Origin of the sequence: Bradyrhizobium icense, assembly GCF_001693385.1 — a bacterium.
GTDB lineage: Bacteria > Pseudomonadota > Alphaproteobacteria > Rhizobiales > Xanthobacteraceae > Bradyrhizobium > Bradyrhizobium icense.
On the sequence record NZ_CP016428.1, the window covers coordinates 909,306 to 923,091 of the forward strand.

Sequence of the window (13,786 nt, forward strand, 5' to 3'; positions counted from 1 at the left end):
AGCCGGATGCTGATTCAAGCAAAATTAAAAGCCTCTAGCCGCCGGTTCGCGCAAGTCCGCTTCGCGCGGCTTCGTCCTTGGGCCGGAGCGCGAGCGCGCGGCCGTAGGATGTGAACGCCTTGGCCTTGTCGCCCAGGCGCTCATAGGTGACGCCGCGCGCCGACCAGGCTTGCGCGCTGTTGGGATCGGCCTGTACCGCTTCGTCGAGATCGGAAGCGGCTTCCTTCGCCCTGTCGATAGCGAGGTAGCTGGTCGCCCGCGCCAGCAGCGGCTCGACCTGTTGCGGCGTCAGGCCATTGGCCGCGGTGAAATCCGCAATCGCGTGCTCATGCTGCTTGTCGGCCTGGTAGATCAGGCCGCGGCCGTACAGGGCCGGCACGTTGTAGGGATCGAGTGCCAGCGCGCGGTCGAATTCCGCGAGCGCTTCCTCGGTCTTGCCGGATTTGGCGAGCGCCAGGCCGCGCGCAGCGTGGCCTTGGGCATCGCTGACGCTTTGTCCGCTGATCGTGCCGGTCGGCTTCTGCTCGACGGCCTGGGGCTTTTCCCTGTCCGATCCCCACGATCCCAGATCGAATGAACAACCGCCGAGAGGAAGGGTGAGAACGATCGCTAGCAGCGCGATGGGGACGGCCGTGAAGCGCGAAGCGCAGGGAAGGGCGTTGCAATCCGTAACGGCCATGCAGCGGAATACTCTCGCGTGTTGGATCGCGCATAGGTAACCCGACGGGCCGCAAAATGCATCGGTCAAAATAGCCGCAACAGCCGGCGAAGGAGACGCGAGTGATCGAGCAGGCCCGCGCGCAGAGGCGCCGATAATCCAATACGCGGGTCTGGATGGCGAAAACAAAAACGCGGGCCCGAGGCCCGCGTTCTCAATTCAAATCTCTCGAAACGCGCTCAGCGCGGTCCGCGCGGACCTGCACCCGGCCCACGGCCGCCAGCGCCACCACGGTCGCCACCGGGACCGGCGCCGAACACCGGCTTGGGCTTCATCGGCAGCAAGCCTTCACGCTGCAGCTTCTTGCGGGCCAGCTTGCGCGCGCGGCGCACGGCTTCGGCCTTTTCACGGGCCTTCTTCTCGGACGGCTTTTCGTAGTGGCCGCGAAGCTTCATCTCGCGGAAGATACCCTCGCGCTGCATCTTCTTCTTCAGCGCCTTGAGGGCTTGATCGACATTGTTATCGCGGACGAGAACCTGCACGCGGCATCCTCTTTCAATTGATCGGATAGGAATTCTGGTAAAGCGAAGGGCCGACCAAAGGCCTGGCCCTTAACCCTGAGCGCGGGCATGTAGCAGACAAAACCGCAAATGTCCACCTGGGAAGGCGGTTTTCGGCCCCGAAAAGCTGCGAAAATCGGCTGGATTCGGCCGCTAGACAGAGCGTTTTCAAGCGAAGCGGACACCGGTCGCGTCAAGAAAACGCGTCAAAACAAGAATCTAGAGCCCGTTTCCTCAAATAACGAGCCCTTCACGGACCCTCCCTAATATCCAGCAGCGCAAAAACATGCGGGAGGCGAGAATGAATACCAAAAAATATACCGCTGAAGCGATCGGCACATTTTGGCTCACTTTTGCGGGATGCGGCAGCGCGGTCATCGCCGCCGGCTTTCCGGAGGTTGGAATCGGCCTGGTCGGTGTCTCCTTGGCATTCGGCTTGAGCGTCGTGACCATGGCTTATGCGATCGGCCACATCTCGGGCTGCCATCTCAATCCCGCCGTTACGATCGGCCTCGCGGCCGGCGGACGGTTTCCGGCGCAGCAGATCGTTCCTTACGTGATCGCTCAGGTGATCGGTGCTGTGGCTGCCGCGGCGCTGCTCTATGTGATCGCAAGCGGCGCGCCCGGCTTCGATCTGGCCAAGGGCTTTGCCTCTAACGGCTATGACGCGCATTCGCCCGGTCAGTACAGCATGGTGGCGTGCTTCATCACCGAGGTGGTGATGACCATGATGTTCCTGTTCATCATCATGGGCGCTACCCACGGCAAGGCGCCTGCGGGCTTTGCGCCGCTGGCGATTGGATTGGCGCTGGTGATGATCCATCTCGTCAGCATCCCCGTCACCAACACGTCGGTGAATCCCGCGCGCAGCACCGGGCCCGCGCTGTTCGTCGGAGGCTGGGCGCTGGCGCAGCTTTGGCTGTTCTGGGTTGCGCCCTTGATCGGCGGTGCGCTCGGCGGCGTGATCTATCGCTGGCTCAGCGAGGAGCCCGCCGGCGTCGTGGAAGGCTTGAAGACGGCCTGATCTGCGATCGCGCCCCGGCGCGAGCAAAGCGCTACTTCTTGCTGGCCGGTGCCACCTCGGTGACGTGGCCCATCTTGCGGCCCGGCCGCGGTGCGCCCTTGCCGTAGAGATGAACCGTGGCGCCGGGAACCGTCAACCATTGCTCGTAGTCGAGGATATCGTCGCCGATCAGGTTGGTCATGGTGACCTGGCCGTGGCGAACCGGCTTGCCGAGCGGCCAGCCGGCTATCGCCCGGATGTGCTGCTCGAATTGCGAGACCGAGGCGCCATCCAGCGTCCAGTGCCCGGAATTATGCACCCGCGGCGCGATCTCGTTGACCATCACGTGCGGTCCGCCGTTCCCGGCAACGACGAACAACTCGACTCCGAGCACGCCGACATAGTCGAGCGCATGGGCGATCTTCTCGGCAACGGCTCGCGCCTGTGCAGCCAGCTCATCCGATATCGCGGCGGGCACACGCGAGAATTTCAGGATGTGATCGCGGTGCTCGTTTTCGGTGACATCGTAGCATTCGACATGGCCGTCCACCGAGCGCGCGGCGATCACGGAAATCTCTCGCTCGAAGGGAACGAAGGCTTCGAGGATCGCGGATTTGGTGCCGAGGTCTTCCCAGACCTGAGCGGGATCGTCGCCCTCGCGAACGATCGCCTGGCCCTTGCCGTCATAGCCGAAGCGGCGGGTCTTGATCACGGCGGGAAGGCCGATGCGCGCAATAGCGGCCTGCAGGCTTTCCAGTGACGACACGTCGGCGTAATCGGCGGTGTCGATGCCGAGCCGCTTGACGAAATCCTTTTCGATCAGCCGGTCCTGCGTGGTTTCGAGGATTTTCTGCGCCGGCAATACCGGACGGCGCGCAGCCAGCACCATGGCGGTGGCGGCCGGCACGTTCTCGAATTCATAGGTGATGACGTCGACATCGTTGGCGAACAACTCCAGCGCCTCGACGTCGGCATATTCGGCGCAGGTTGCGTTCAGCACGACGTCGAACGCGGGCGAGTCCGGGTCCGGCGAAAACACCTGGCATTTGAGGCCGAGGCGCGCCGCCGCTATGGCCAGCATCCGGCCGAGTTGTCCGCCGCCGAGAATTCCGATGGTGTCGCCCGGCTTCAACTTCACCTTGCCTGAAGCCGTCACGCCGAACCCTCCGGGCGCTCCTTGACGGCGTCCGTCTGCTGCTTGCGCCAGGCAGCGAGCCGCGCGGCGAGGGCGGTATCGTTCAGCGCGAGCACGCTGGCCGCGAGCAGGGCGGCGTTGATGGCCCCGGCCTTGCCGATCGCCAGCGTTCCGACCGGAACGCCGGCCGGCATCTGCACGATCGAGTAGAGCGAATCGACCCCCGACAGCGCCTTGGATTCGACGGGAACGCCGAACACGGGCAGTTCCGTCAGCGCCGCAGTCATGCCGGGCAGGTGCGCCGCGCCGCCTGCGCCGGCAATGACAACCTTGAAACCTTGGGCTTTGGCGCCCTTGGCGAAGGCAAACAGCCGGTCCGGGGTCCGGTGGGCCGAGACGATGCGCTTTTCGCAGTCGATCCCGAGCGCCGCCAGCGTCTCGGCCGCGTGGCGCATGGTCTCCCAGTCGGACTGGCTGCCCATAATGATGGCGATCGGTGCGGTCATCTCGTCAATTCTGTTCAGGAATCCAGAAACATAGGCCGATTATAGGATCGGCCCGCGGCTCATCCAAGGCGTGGCAAGGGATCAGGAATGGACTATCCTGTCTTGGTGAATCCCGGCAAGCCTTCATAAGCGTGCCTGCACAGGGAAGGCCATGAAGAAGAAAACCAGGGCGACCGCCTCCAGGGCCGGAAAACGCCCCAAAAGTGCGGCTTCCGGGCGAAAATCCGCACCGCGGCGCTCGCCGCCAGCGGCATCCCGGCCGCCGGCAGCGTCCAACGAAACCAAGGCGACGATTCGCCGGCTGAAGGCGCAACTGGCCCAGACTCAGGCGCAGATCGAGGAACTTCAGGCCTCCGCCGATACCGACTTCCTGCTGGGCATTCCGAACCGGCGCGGTTTCGAGCGCGAGCTCAATCGTGCGATTGCCTACATGAAACGCTATCGCGCCTCTGGTGCCCTGGTCGTGCTCGACGTCGATCGCTTGAAGCCGATCAATGACGCCTTCGGTCACGCCGCAGGCGATCAGGTGCTCAAGGCCATCGTCGCGGCGCTGCTGGCGCAAGTGCGCGCTTCCGACGTAGTCGGCCGGCTCGGCGGCGACGAGTTCGCGCTGCTGCTGTGGAATCTCAGTGAGACCGACGCCAGGGCCAAGGCGGCGGCGCTGGAGGAGGCGATCGATCGCCTCAGCTTCGTGTTCGATGGCCACACCATCAGCGCGGGCGCCTCCGCGGGCGTCTCCGTTCTCGATACCCACTCCGAAGCCGGTCGCGCGCTGGAAGCGGCCGATAGCGCCATGTACGTGCGCAAGGCGCTGCGGCGGCATGAGGCGTCGTGAAGGGCGTAAGCCGAGAGCAATGACGACCTAAAGCCCACTGAGATCGTCCGGCACGTTACCGAATTTGCGCAGCAGTTTCGCGTCGCCGAATTCGCCCATCATGGGATCGCCGCTGCGGCTGAAGGCCACGGCGCCGATGCTGCCGGCCATCCGCGACATTGTCTCGGCCCGCCGCAGGGCGGTGGTCGGGCTCTGGCATTCTTCCGCGGCGCCCGCCACGGCGAGCCGCTATCGTCTTGCAGGAATGGCATTGCGACGTAGTAGGTGACATCGGCCATTGTATCGCTCCAGTGTGATCGCTCCAGATCAGGCCGCGTTGCTATTCGCACGTTTGGCCGGCACACAGCCGGCCGCTATCGTGGCCTGCAGCTCCTCCAGTTCGATTTCCAGATACTCGTTCGCCATGATCAGCGCCTTGATGGTCGAACGCAGATTGCCGTCGCACATCGCAATCGCCTGATCGCAGGCCTGCTCGTAGTGGTTGTTGTCGGACAGGGGCGGTGTGGTGGACATGGCTGGACTCCCGAGGCTGGCGGCAGGAAGGCATGTTCTCTTTTTGTTCTCATTGAGTCAAGTCGCATCCGCCAGCCGGAGGCCTTTTTTGCCGGCCGCCCGGCAAGCTTATCGCGCCATGGCGTGTGGATGTCGGGGAAAAGGATCTGCCGAAAGGCCGATAGCTTTGCGCGCCGACTTGGGCAGAACGCGGCAACGATCAGGCGATGATGTCGGGCGTGATCTGGTCTTCGATGAAGGCGATGCGGTCGCGCAATTGCAGCTTGCGCTTCTTCAGCCGCTGCAGCCGCAACAAGTCCGGCGCCGGCGACTGATGCAGCGCGTCGATCGCCGCATCGAGATCGCGATGCTCCTGCTGCAGCCTGGCGAGCTCGGTTTCAAGCTCGCGCTCATCATCGTCGGTCATGGTCTACGTTAGCTGAAAGCGCGATCAGGTTGCGAACGGATTCTTCGGAAGCTGGTGGTGAATATCGTCCCTGCGAGGCCGCTCCGCAAGCTGACTGGGTTCCATAGTCACGATTGGTTACAGATAAATCCGAAAATATGAGAGGCCCCGATTCTGGATTCCCATCGACAGATTCGGCGGCTGGTGTACACTCGCGCGTCCGGATCGAACCTGAGGTTTCACCCACCGAGGAGATTTCGTATGGCACTACAGGCGCATCTTGTTGAACTTGAACGTAAACACAAGATTCTCGAGAATGAATTGCACGAAGCGCTCGTGCACCTTTCCACAGACGACCTGCAAATTGTCGAGTTGAAGCGCCGCAAGTTGATGGTCAAGGATCAGATCGAGCGGTTGAAGCAAACCGCCGACGAAACCCTCCACTAGGTAAGTCCAGCGAAGTATCGAAAATCCCCACACGGCCGGATGGGCGCCGTTGCGCTCGTCCGCCTGTCGGCGATACTTCAGCCTCCGTCACAGCTCCGCCAGCGCGCCGACATGATCGGCGATCGCGAGCGACGACGTCAGTCCCGGCGATTCAATGCCGAACAGGTTGATCAATCCGGCGACGCCGTGATCGGCAGGACCCTGGATCAGAAAATCCTGCGTGGCGACGGCCGGCGGCACGATTTTCGGCCGGATTCCGGAATAGCTCGGCATCAGCGCGCCATCCGGCAGCGTCGGCCAATAGCGCCGGATCGCGGGATAGAAACGCTCGGCGCGGGCAGGATCCACCGCATAGTCGATGCTCTCGACCCATTCGACATCGGGGCCGAAGCGTGCCTGACCGGCCATGTCGAGAGTGAGGTGCACGCCGAGCCCACCCGGCTCCGGCACCGGATAGATCAGGCGTGAAAACGGAGCCCGCGCGCCGCAGCTAAAATAGTTGCCCTTGGCGAGATAGGCGCAAGGAATCATTTCGATCGGCATACCCTCGATGCTGCGCGCCACCGCGGACGCGCTCAAGCCCGCCGAATTGACGAGCAGGTTGCATGCAAGGGTTATCGGCGCATCGCCGCCGGCTTCGATTTCGATACGACCGGCGTTGGCTTGGGCGTGCAGCAGCGGGGTGTGGAATGCGAAGGCAGCGCCGGCTTCTTCCGCATCGCCCCGCAGCGCCAGCATATAGGCGTGGCTGTCGATGATGCCGGTGGACGGCGACAACAGCGCCGCATCGCAACTCAACGCCGGCTCCAGCTCGCGCGCCGCTTCGCCCGTCAGCAACTGCATGTCGTCGACGCCATTGGCCTCGGCATGCGCGCGGATCGATTGCAGCTTTTCGGTCTCCTTCGGCGTCGTCGCCACGATCAGCTTGCCGCACTTGCGATGCGGAATGCCGTGGTCGCTGCAATACTGGTAGAGCGCGTGCTTGCCGCTGACGCACATCTGCGCCATCAGGCTGCCGGCACGGTAATAGATGCCGGCATGAATCACCTCGCTGTTGCGCGAGGAGGTGACGGTACCGATGCCCTCGGCCGCCTCGAGCACGATCACCTCGCGGCCCGCCTGGGCCAGGCGTCGCGCGATCGCGAGCCCGACCACCCCCGCTCCGATGACGACGCAATCGACCTTGTCCATGTCAGCTTCAGGCCCGGAAATCTGGCGCAGGAATCGGCGCTTGCCGCGCCCGGCAATCATCGTTCCGTTCGCTGCAGCAGTCGAACAACCCGTTGGTTTGCTTCGAAATAAGCAGCAAACGTAGTCCCGTTAGTGAAGCATTAATCATGTCGGGCCAATTGCCGTAATTTGGGTCATATTTTAGAATTGTGCGGGTAGTCGTTTACCCGATCCAAACCCGTCAAGCCAGACACTCCGCCCGCAAACCTCGGGTGGGTAATGGCTGACAGCAACCGGCAGGCAGGACGGAAGAATTCGATTCCGGCGCAGGCCCTCGTCTGTCTGCTCGCCACCGCTGCGCCGTGCGGGCTGGCGTGGGGGGCTGGGCTCTCCACGGGCTTTGCCCCGGCGAGCCATATTGGCGAATTCGATTCCACCATGGTCTGGGAGGTCCTGATCGGCGGGATCGTCGTTGCCTCCTTCCTGGCCGCGATCGGCATCTGGATTTTGGCGGCATTGCGCAGGGCGAAGAGCGCCCAATTGCAGCGCAGCGCATTCATCAGCTCGGCGCTCAACAATCTCAACCAGGGCGTCATGATGACCAACGCGCAAAATCGCGTGGTCTTCTGCAACGACCGTTTCCTCGAAATGTACGGGCTGAGCCGCACCGAGATTTCGAGCAGCATGACCGGCCGCGAACTGCTTCAACTGCGGCGCGAGCGGGGACTGCTCAATCTTACAGTCGAGGAGTTCGGCAAGCTTGCCCGCCGCCCGGAAGGCGTCGTTACCGAACTGCCTGACGGTCGATCGGTATTATCGAAGATCTTCCGCCTGCCCAATGGTGGGACGATCGGAACGCATGAGGATTGCACCGAGCAACGCCAGCTCTCACGCAAACTGGCGTCGACCACCAAGTTCCTGGAATCGGTGCTCGACAACGTTCCAGTCTGCGTCGCCGCCAAGAACATCGAGGACGGCCGCTATATCTTCGTCAACCGCGCGTTCGAGCGCTTCTCGCGCTTCTCCCGCGATCATGTCATCGGCAAGCGCGCCGACGAGATCTTCACGCCCGAAACCGCAAAGAGCATCGAGACGGCGGACCAGGCGGCGCTGAGCGCGCCGGAAGGTTACCAGCGCGGCGAATACGTCGTCGAACGGGGCGGTGACAAACGCGTTCTTTCCTCCAACCGCGTGGTCGCGCGCAACGAGAACAACAAGCCGGAATTCCTGATCGCGCTGTTCGACGACGTCACCGACCGCCGGTCGCTGTCGCGCGAACTCGAAAACACCAAGAAATTCCTCGAACTGGTGGTCGACAACATTCCGGTGTCGCTGATCGTGGAGCGCGTCAGCGATGGACGCTACCTGCTCGCCAACCGCAGCGCCGAGACCATTCTCAATCGCCGCCGCGAGGATGCTACGGGCCTTACCGCCGCCGACATCTTCAATCCGCGCGAAGCCAAACTGATCATCGCGCGCGACGAGGCCGCGATCAAGAAGCGCGGCCTGCTCACCGAAGAGCACCCGATCTCCACCAAGGACGGGTTGCGGCTGTTCCTGACGCGCCGCATGACGGTGCTCGACGAGGCCGGCGAGCCGCAATATCTGATCAAGACCCATGAGGACGTCACCGATCGTCGCCAGACCGAGTCGCGGATGGCGCACATGGCCTACCACGACGGCCTGACGGATCTGCCGAACCGCGCCGCCTTCCTGCAGGCACTGGCCCAGATGATCGAGGCCTGCGCCGGCACGGACGAGGAATTCGCGGTGCTATGCGTCGACCTCGACGGCTTGAAGGAAATCAACGACGTGTTTGGCCACGCCACCGGCGACAAGCTCCTGATCGAGGTGGCGGGCCGGATCCAGGCCTGCGCCCGTGGCGGCGTGGTGGCCCGGCTTTCCGGCGACGAGTTCGGCCTGATCATCGACGGCAAGCAGCCGGAGGCGGGCAAGGCGCTTGCCGAAAAACTCGCGCAGACGATGTCGGACGAGTTCGTGATCGACGGCAAGTCGGTGCGGACCGGGGTGACGACCGGCATCTCGGTATTTCCGCATAATGGTTCGGACGCGGCTTCGCTGCTGGCCAATTCCGGCGCGGCGCTGTTCCGCGCCAAGCAGAAGTCGCGTGGCTCGATCAGTATTTTCGAACCGGAGATGGACCAACAGATCCGCGACCGCCGCGTGCTGCACCAGGATCTCTCGATGGCAATCAGGAACGGCGAATTGTCGCTGTACTACCAGCCGCAAGCCGCGGCGGGCCCGACGGTCGGCACCAGCAAGGTCATCGGCTTCGAGGCGCTGGCGCGCTGGATCCATCCGGTGCGCGGCTTCGTGTCGCCGGGCGATTTCATTCCGCTTGCGGAAGAAAGCGGCCTGATCGTCGAAATGGGCGTCTGGATCCTGCGCGAAGCCTGCCGGGAGGCTGCCTCTTGGCCGGTGCCGATGCAGATCGCCGTCAACCTGTCGCCGGCGCAGTTCATGCACGGCGATGTGGTCAGTCTGGTGCATTCGATCCTTCTTGAGACCGGCCTCGCGCCCGACCGGCTCGAGCTCGAAATCACCGAAGGCGTACTGATCGAGGATTTCGACCGCGGTCTGGCGCTGCTGCGGCGGCTGAAGGCGCTCGGGGTGCGGATCTCGATGGACGATTTCGGTTCCGGTTACTCCTCGCTGAGCTATCTGCAGGCGTTCCCGTTCGACAAGATCAAGATCGACCGCACCTTCGTCATGAATCTCGGGCGCAATCCGCAGTCCGCGGCGATCGTTCGCGCCGTCATCGATCTCGGCCATGGCCTCGAAATGTCGATCGTCGCCGAAGGCGTGGAGACCCAGGAACAGCTCGGCTTCCTCGCGGACGAGGGCTGCGACGCGGTGCAGGGCTATTTCCTCGGCAAGCCCCAGCCGATCGGGCACTACGCCGCGCTGGTCGGCCGCAGCGCCGCAAACGACGTCGAGACCGAGCGTAAACTCGCCAGCGCCTGATTTCAGCTACGACATCCACTTTTGGCCATCATGACCTAGTGTAGTGAACTCAGGTTCTCTGCAAGTCACCTATAGCGTATGGCGGACTACGATCTCGCGATCATTGGCGGCGGGTTGAACGGCGTCAGCATCGCGCGCGACGCCGCCGGACGTGGCTTGCGTGTCATCCTGCTGGAGCAGGGCGATCTCGCCGCGGGCGCCTCGTCGGCCTCGCCGCGGCTGATCCACGGCGATCTGGCGAGCCTCGAGCGCCGGCATTTCTTGCGGGTTCGCACGGCGCTCGCAGAGCGCGATATCTGGCTCAGGATCGCGCCGCATCTGGTGCGCCCGATGCGCTTTGCGATTCCCGCGCATTCGGATGAACGCCAGGCCTGGCAGTTGCGCTCATGGCTGCTGTTGTACGATCGGCTGGCCTCGCGCAGCGGTCTGCCGGCCTCGGCGACCGTCGACGTCACCCATCATCCGATCGGCAACGCGCTGAAGCGGCCGTTCGGCACCGCCTTTGAGTATTCCGACTGCGTCGTGGACGATTCCCGGCTGGTGGTACTCACCGCCGTCGATGCCGGGGCGCGCGGCGCGGTGATTCGCACCGGCGCGCGTTGCACCCGGGCCGAACGGGGCAAGGAATGGCGGCTGGTGACGATCGATCGCGGCTTTCGCCAGGTGATCACGGCAAGGGCGGTCGCCAATGCCAGCGGCGCCTGGACGGCGTCTGTCGCCGAGACGGTGCTGCGCGTGCCGCCGCCGAAGCTTGCCGCCGAACAGATGGACCAGGTCGTGGTCCGCCGCTTGTTCGACAGCGACAATATCTATGTGTTTCAGAACAGCGACGGACGGCTGATCTTCGCAAGCCCCTACGAGCGCGATTTTACCCTGATCGGCACCGCCAGCCATGCCTTCAAGGGCGACCCCGCCATCGTTGCGATGGCGGCCGGTGACGTCGCCTATCTCTGCGATGCGGCGAACCGCTATTTCCGCGAGCGGATCGAGACCGTGGACGCAGTGCGTACGCTTTCCGGGGCCAACGTGGTGCGGAACGCCGCGAGCGGGCGCGACGGGGCGATGACGCTCGACCACGGGCGCGGAAGAGCGCCGCTGCTCACGGTGTTCGGCGGCGACGTCACGACGTCGCGGCTGCGGGCGGAGCAAGCTGTCTCGAAGCTGACGCCGTTCTATCCGATGTCGGCGCGCTGGACCGCGAAGGCGCCGCTGCCCGGCGGCGATTTTGCCTGGGACCGCTTCGACAATGAAGTCGACGAAGTGCGCGAACGCTGGCGGTTTCTCGGCGAGGAGGAAGCGAAGCGCCTGGTCGCCGCCTACGGAACGAACGCCAAGGCGATCCTTGGCGAGGCCAAGGAGCGCGGCGACCTCGGTCCCGCTTTCGGACCGGAATTGACGGGCGCCGAAGTGCGCTATCTCATGCAAACGGAATGGGCGCGATTTCCGGACGACATTTTGTGGCGGCGCACGAAGCTTGGCCTCACCATGCCGCCCGCGGACCGCGAGGCGCTGGCGGCGTTCATGGCGGCGGGTTGCACCGGAACGAAGTAAGCCGTGTCCTTCAATTCCGCGGCGCTGCCACCTCTTGCGCCGCGCGCGACCACGCCTCGTCGCGCGCCGATGGCCTGCGGTCGAGCCGGGCCGAGATGCGGCTCGCAGCCGCTTCGCCGCGACCGGCGCGAAGGTACGCGACGATCAGCGTGTCCTCCCACAATTCGCGCTGGGCGTGGCTGCCGCCGATCCGCGTCAACTCGGAAATGGCCGGCTCAAGCAGGCGGATCGCCTCCGCATTGTCGCCCTCCGCAAACGCGCGGATACCGCGGCAGAGATCGATGGCGGCCTGCCCCGGCAACAGCTTGCCGTCGGCGGCGCGCGCTTCGAGCTGCGCCAGTCGCGCCTCCAGCGCATCGCTGCCGGTCATTGCGGTAGCCAGCGCAAAATGAACGTCGGCAAAATGCGCGCCGGCTTGCGGAAAGTAGTTTTCGCCGTAGGAGGCGATATCCCGCCAATGCGGCTCCAGCCCGGTCTGGCCGGCCAGCGCAAGCCGCCACAGCAGCGAGGCGCCGTCGGTGAAGATGTTCAGCGGCGGATACGGCCGGTTCGCCGGCTTGATATGCTGCTCGTAGATCGCAAGCGCGCCGTCGAGATCGCCGTCGTCGAGCAAGGTCAGCGCGACGTGCCAAGCCAGATGCCCATGCAGAAAACTCTGGCGGTCATGCGCGGGCATCCATTGCGAAAGGAAATTACGGCCGGGCTCCATGTCGCCCTGCTCGAACATCGCATGCGAGAGGCCATGCGCCGCGTTGGCGTTGGCCGATCGCAGTCCCATCGCGCGCTCGGATAATGTCCGACCGGTGGAGAGATTTCCCGCCTCGGTGTGCGACCAGCCGAGGTAGCTGACAAACCACCAGTCCTCGCCATAATGCCGTGCGTGGCGTTCGCAGATCGCGAGCTTGGCCGCATCGTGGTCGGGACGACCCGAGAACGCGTAGAGACCGAACGCGCCGAGCAGGATCGACAACACTTGCGCGTCGCGCGGATACTCTTCGAGATGCGCCTCGGCGCCGGTCACCGCGAGTTTCGGCTTGCTCTCGATCGCGGCGGCCATGATCTCGACATGGCTTTTTTCGCGCGGGGTGGCACTGGCGGCCAGTTCGCGGGCCTGCGCCGCCACGGCACGCGCCTTGCTGCCCTCCATGTTGAGCTGATGCAGCCGGGCGCGGCCGATATGCGCCAGCGCAAAGCCGGGATCTTCCGCAATCGCCTTGTCGAAAGCGTCCTCGGCACCGTGCCAGGCCGACAGCATGCAGTCGACGCCGTCGCGATAATGCGCCGCGGCGCGATCCGAGGCGGTTGTCAGTGGGAGATCATATCTGTCGCGGTTCATCGTTCATGTCCTAGGAGCGCGATGACATCGTCAGGTCTAGAAATCGAGCTTGTCGCGTATCGCGGCGATACCTGCCTTGGCGCAGGCTTCGTCCGCGTCGCCGCCCGGCGCTCCGGAGACGCCGACGGCGCCCACCAGCGAGCCTGCCGCTTCAACGGTCACTCCGCCGCCGATGATTACGGAGCCGGGCAGGTTGCGGATTCCGGCCTGCATCGTTCCGGGCTGGCTGAGGGTATTGAGTTCGGTCGTGTTGGTGCGAAAGCTCACGGCCGTCCATGCCTTGCCCGAAGCGGTCGATACCGTGTGGGGACCTGCAAAGCGGTCGCGCAGCAGCACTTGCGTCACGCCGAAGCGATCGACGATGGCGACCGCCACCTGAAAGCCGCGATTTTGGCAATCCGCCAGCGTCGCGCGCGCCAGATCGAGCGCCACCTCGGGGCTCAACGATTTGTAGGTGACGAGGGCTTCCTGTGCAGCGGCCGGGCTGGCGGGCAGGGAAGCAATCGCCGTTGCGGCCAGCAAATTCCGAACGTTCATCAAATCCCTCCCGATCATTCCTATCACGCGCGGTGGCCAGCCTTTGCGAGCTCCGAACCTTACCAGAGACGGGAGCTGCATCCAGAATATTGTGGCTGCTTGTTCCGGGCCGGTTGAGCGGATGGCGATCCGCCGCTAGCGTGCGGCCATGACGGCGCAGGCAAA

General features: G+C 64.2%; 14 protein-coding genes and 1 pseudogene. 5 read left to right on the forward strand and 10 right to left on the reverse strand.

Annotated elements, in window-relative coordinates; genetic code table 11:
- Window positions 1-34 precede the first annotated feature (34 nt).
- Window positions 35-679, reverse strand: coding sequence for a tetratricopeptide repeat protein (locus LMTR13_RS04340; RefSeq protein WP_065726824.1), 645 nt, complete (start codon window positions 677-679; stop codon window positions 35-37).
- A gap of 218 nt (window positions 680-897) precedes the next feature.
- A complete protein-coding gene (rpsU, locus tag LMTR13_RS04345; protein WP_028350145.1) occupies window positions 898-1,200 on the reverse strand; it encodes a 30S ribosomal protein S21 in 303 nt (100 codons plus the stop codon).
- A gap of 319 nt (window positions 1,201-1,519) precedes the next feature.
- Here rpsU and aqpZ point away from each other — a divergent pair, with 319 nt between their 5' ends.
- Entirely contained in the window at window positions 1,520-2,242 is a 723-nt protein-coding gene (aqpZ, locus tag LMTR13_RS04350; protein WP_065726825.1) for an aquaporin Z, read from the forward strand.
- Window positions 2,243-2,273: 31 nt separating this feature from the next.
- On the opposite strand, the gene LMTR13_RS04355 is transcribed toward aqpZ, so the two are convergent.
- Together LMTR13_RS04355 and purE are read right to left on the reverse strand one after the other, a co-directional pair.
- Window positions 2,274-3,377, reverse strand: coding sequence for a 5-(carboxyamino)imidazole ribonucleotide synthase (locus LMTR13_RS04355; protein WP_065726826.1), 1,104 nt, complete (start codon window positions 3,375-3,377; stop codon window positions 2,274-2,276).
- Window positions 3,374-3,862, reverse strand: a complete 489-nt coding sequence (gene purE, locus LMTR13_RS04360; RefSeq protein ID WP_065726827.1) for a 5-(carboxyamino)imidazole ribonucleotide mutase — start codon at window positions 3,860-3,862, stop codon at window positions 3,374-3,376. The genes LMTR13_RS04355 and purE overlap by 4 nt, the downstream gene beginning before the upstream one ends.
- Window positions 3,863-4,013: 151 nt before the next feature.
- Between purE and LMTR13_RS04365 the strand changes: the two genes are divergently transcribed.
- Complete coding sequence (locus tag LMTR13_RS04365; RefSeq protein ID WP_065726828.1) at window positions 4,014-4,697, forward strand: GGDEF domain-containing protein; 684 nt, start codon at window positions 4,014-4,016, stop codon at window positions 4,695-4,697.
- Window positions 4,698-4,724: 27 nt separating this feature from the next.
- Here the strand turns inward: LMTR13_RS04365 and LMTR13_RS04370 are convergent.
- From LMTR13_RS04370 to LMTR13_RS04380, 3 genes and pseudogenes are all read right to left on the reverse strand, one after another.
- Window positions 4,725-4,975 (reverse strand): annotated as a pseudogene (locus LMTR13_RS04370) (hypothetical protein).
- Between the two features lie 28 nt (window positions 4,976-5,003).
- Complete coding sequence (locus tag LMTR13_RS04375; protein WP_065726829.1) at window positions 5,004-5,210, reverse strand: hypothetical protein; 207 nt, start codon at window positions 5,208-5,210, stop codon at window positions 5,004-5,006.
- A 199-nt stretch (window positions 5,211-5,409) separates the two neighbouring features.
- On the reverse strand, window positions 5,410-5,616 hold the full coding sequence (locus tag LMTR13_RS04380) for a YdcH family protein (RefSeq protein ID WP_028350152.1): 207 nt from the start codon (window positions 5,614-5,616) through the stop codon (window positions 5,410-5,412).
- Window positions 5,617-5,856: 240 nt separating this feature from the next.
- On the opposite strand from LMTR13_RS04380, the gene LMTR13_RS38640 reads away from it, so the two are divergent.
- Window positions 5,857-6,042, forward strand: a complete 186-nt coding sequence (locus LMTR13_RS38640; protein ID WP_057858669.1) for a YdcH family protein — start codon at window positions 5,857-5,859, stop codon at window positions 6,040-6,042.
- A gap of 87 nt (window positions 6,043-6,129) precedes the next feature.
- On the opposite strand, the gene LMTR13_RS04385 is transcribed toward LMTR13_RS38640, so the two are convergent.
- Window positions 6,130-7,233: an NAD(P)/FAD-dependent oxidoreductase gene (locus LMTR13_RS04385; protein ID WP_065732417.1), complete on the reverse strand. Its 1,104-nt coding sequence runs from the start codon at window positions 7,231-7,233 to the stop codon at window positions 6,130-6,132.
- Between the two features lie 258 nt (window positions 7,234-7,491).
- On the opposite strand from LMTR13_RS04385, the gene LMTR13_RS04390 reads away from it, so the two are divergent.
- Both LMTR13_RS04390 and LMTR13_RS04395 read left to right on the forward strand, forming a co-directional pair.
- Window positions 7,492-10,197, forward strand: coding sequence for a sensor domain-containing protein (locus LMTR13_RS04390; protein WP_065726830.1), 2,706 nt, complete (start codon window positions 7,492-7,494; stop codon window positions 10,195-10,197).
- Window positions 10,198-10,275: 78 nt separating this feature from the next.
- Window positions 10,276-11,748, forward strand: coding sequence for a glycerol-3-phosphate dehydrogenase (locus tag LMTR13_RS04395; RefSeq protein WP_065726831.1), 1,473 nt, complete (start codon window positions 10,276-10,278; stop codon window positions 11,746-11,748).
- 10 nt (window positions 11,749-11,758) lie between these two features.
- On the opposite strand, the gene LMTR13_RS04400 is transcribed toward LMTR13_RS04395, so the two are convergent.
- Both LMTR13_RS04400 and LMTR13_RS04405 read right to left on the reverse strand, forming a co-directional pair.
- Entirely contained in the window at window positions 11,759-13,084 is a 1,326-nt protein-coding gene (locus LMTR13_RS04400) for a tetratricopeptide repeat protein (RefSeq protein ID WP_065726832.1), read from the reverse strand.
- A gap of 36 nt (window positions 13,085-13,120) precedes the next feature.
- Complete coding sequence (locus LMTR13_RS04405) at window positions 13,121-13,621, reverse strand: GlcG/HbpS family heme-binding protein (RefSeq protein ID WP_065726833.1); 501 nt, start codon at window positions 13,619-13,621, stop codon at window positions 13,121-13,123.
- Between the last annotated feature and the right edge of the window lie 165 nt (window positions 13,622-13,786).

Excerpts from the sequence above, each read along its gene's own strand:
- LMTR13_RS04340 (WP_065726824.1), bottom strand. The coding sequence starts at position 679 with ATGGCCGTTACGGATTGCAACGCCCTTCCCTGCGCTTCGCGCTTCACG.
- aqpZ (WP_065726825.1), top strand. The coding sequence starts at position 1,520 with ATGAATACCAAAAAATATACCGCTGAAGCGATCGGCACATTTTGGCTC.
- purE (WP_065726827.1), bottom strand. The coding sequence starts at position 3,862 with ATGACCGCACCGATCGCCATCATTATGGGCAGCCAGTCCGACTGGGAG.
- LMTR13_RS04365 (WP_065726828.1), top strand. The coding sequence starts at position 4,014 with ATGAAGAAGAAAACCAGGGCGACCGCCTCCAGGGCCGGAAAACGCCCC.
- LMTR13_RS04375 (WP_065726829.1), bottom strand. The coding sequence starts at position 5,210 with ATGTCCACCACACCGCCCCTGTCCGACAACAACCACTACGAGCAGGCC.
- LMTR13_RS04380 (WP_028350152.1), bottom strand. The coding sequence starts at position 5,616 with ATGACCGACGATGATGAGCGCGAGCTTGAAACCGAGCTCGCCAGGCTG.
- LMTR13_RS38640 (WP_057858669.1), top strand. The coding sequence starts at position 5,857 with ATGGCACTACAGGCGCATCTTGTTGAACTTGAACGTAAACACAAGATT.
- LMTR13_RS04385 (WP_065732417.1), bottom strand. The coding sequence starts at position 7,233 with ATGGACAAGGTCGATTGCGTCGTCATCGGAGCGGGGGTGGTCGGGCTC.
- LMTR13_RS04390 (WP_065726830.1), top strand. The coding sequence starts at position 7,492 with ATGGCTGACAGCAACCGGCAGGCAGGACGGAAGAATTCGATTCCGGCG.
- LMTR13_RS04395 (WP_065726831.1), top strand. The coding sequence starts at position 10,276 with ATGGCGGACTACGATCTCGCGATCATTGGCGGCGGGTTGAACGGCGTC.
- LMTR13_RS04400 (WP_065726832.1), bottom strand. The coding sequence starts at position 13,084 with ATGAACCGCGACAGATATGATCTCCCACTGACAACCGCCTCGGATCGC.
- LMTR13_RS04405 (WP_065726833.1), bottom strand. The coding sequence starts at position 13,621 with ATGAACGTTCGGAATTTGCTGGCCGCAACGGCGATTGCTTCCCTGCCC.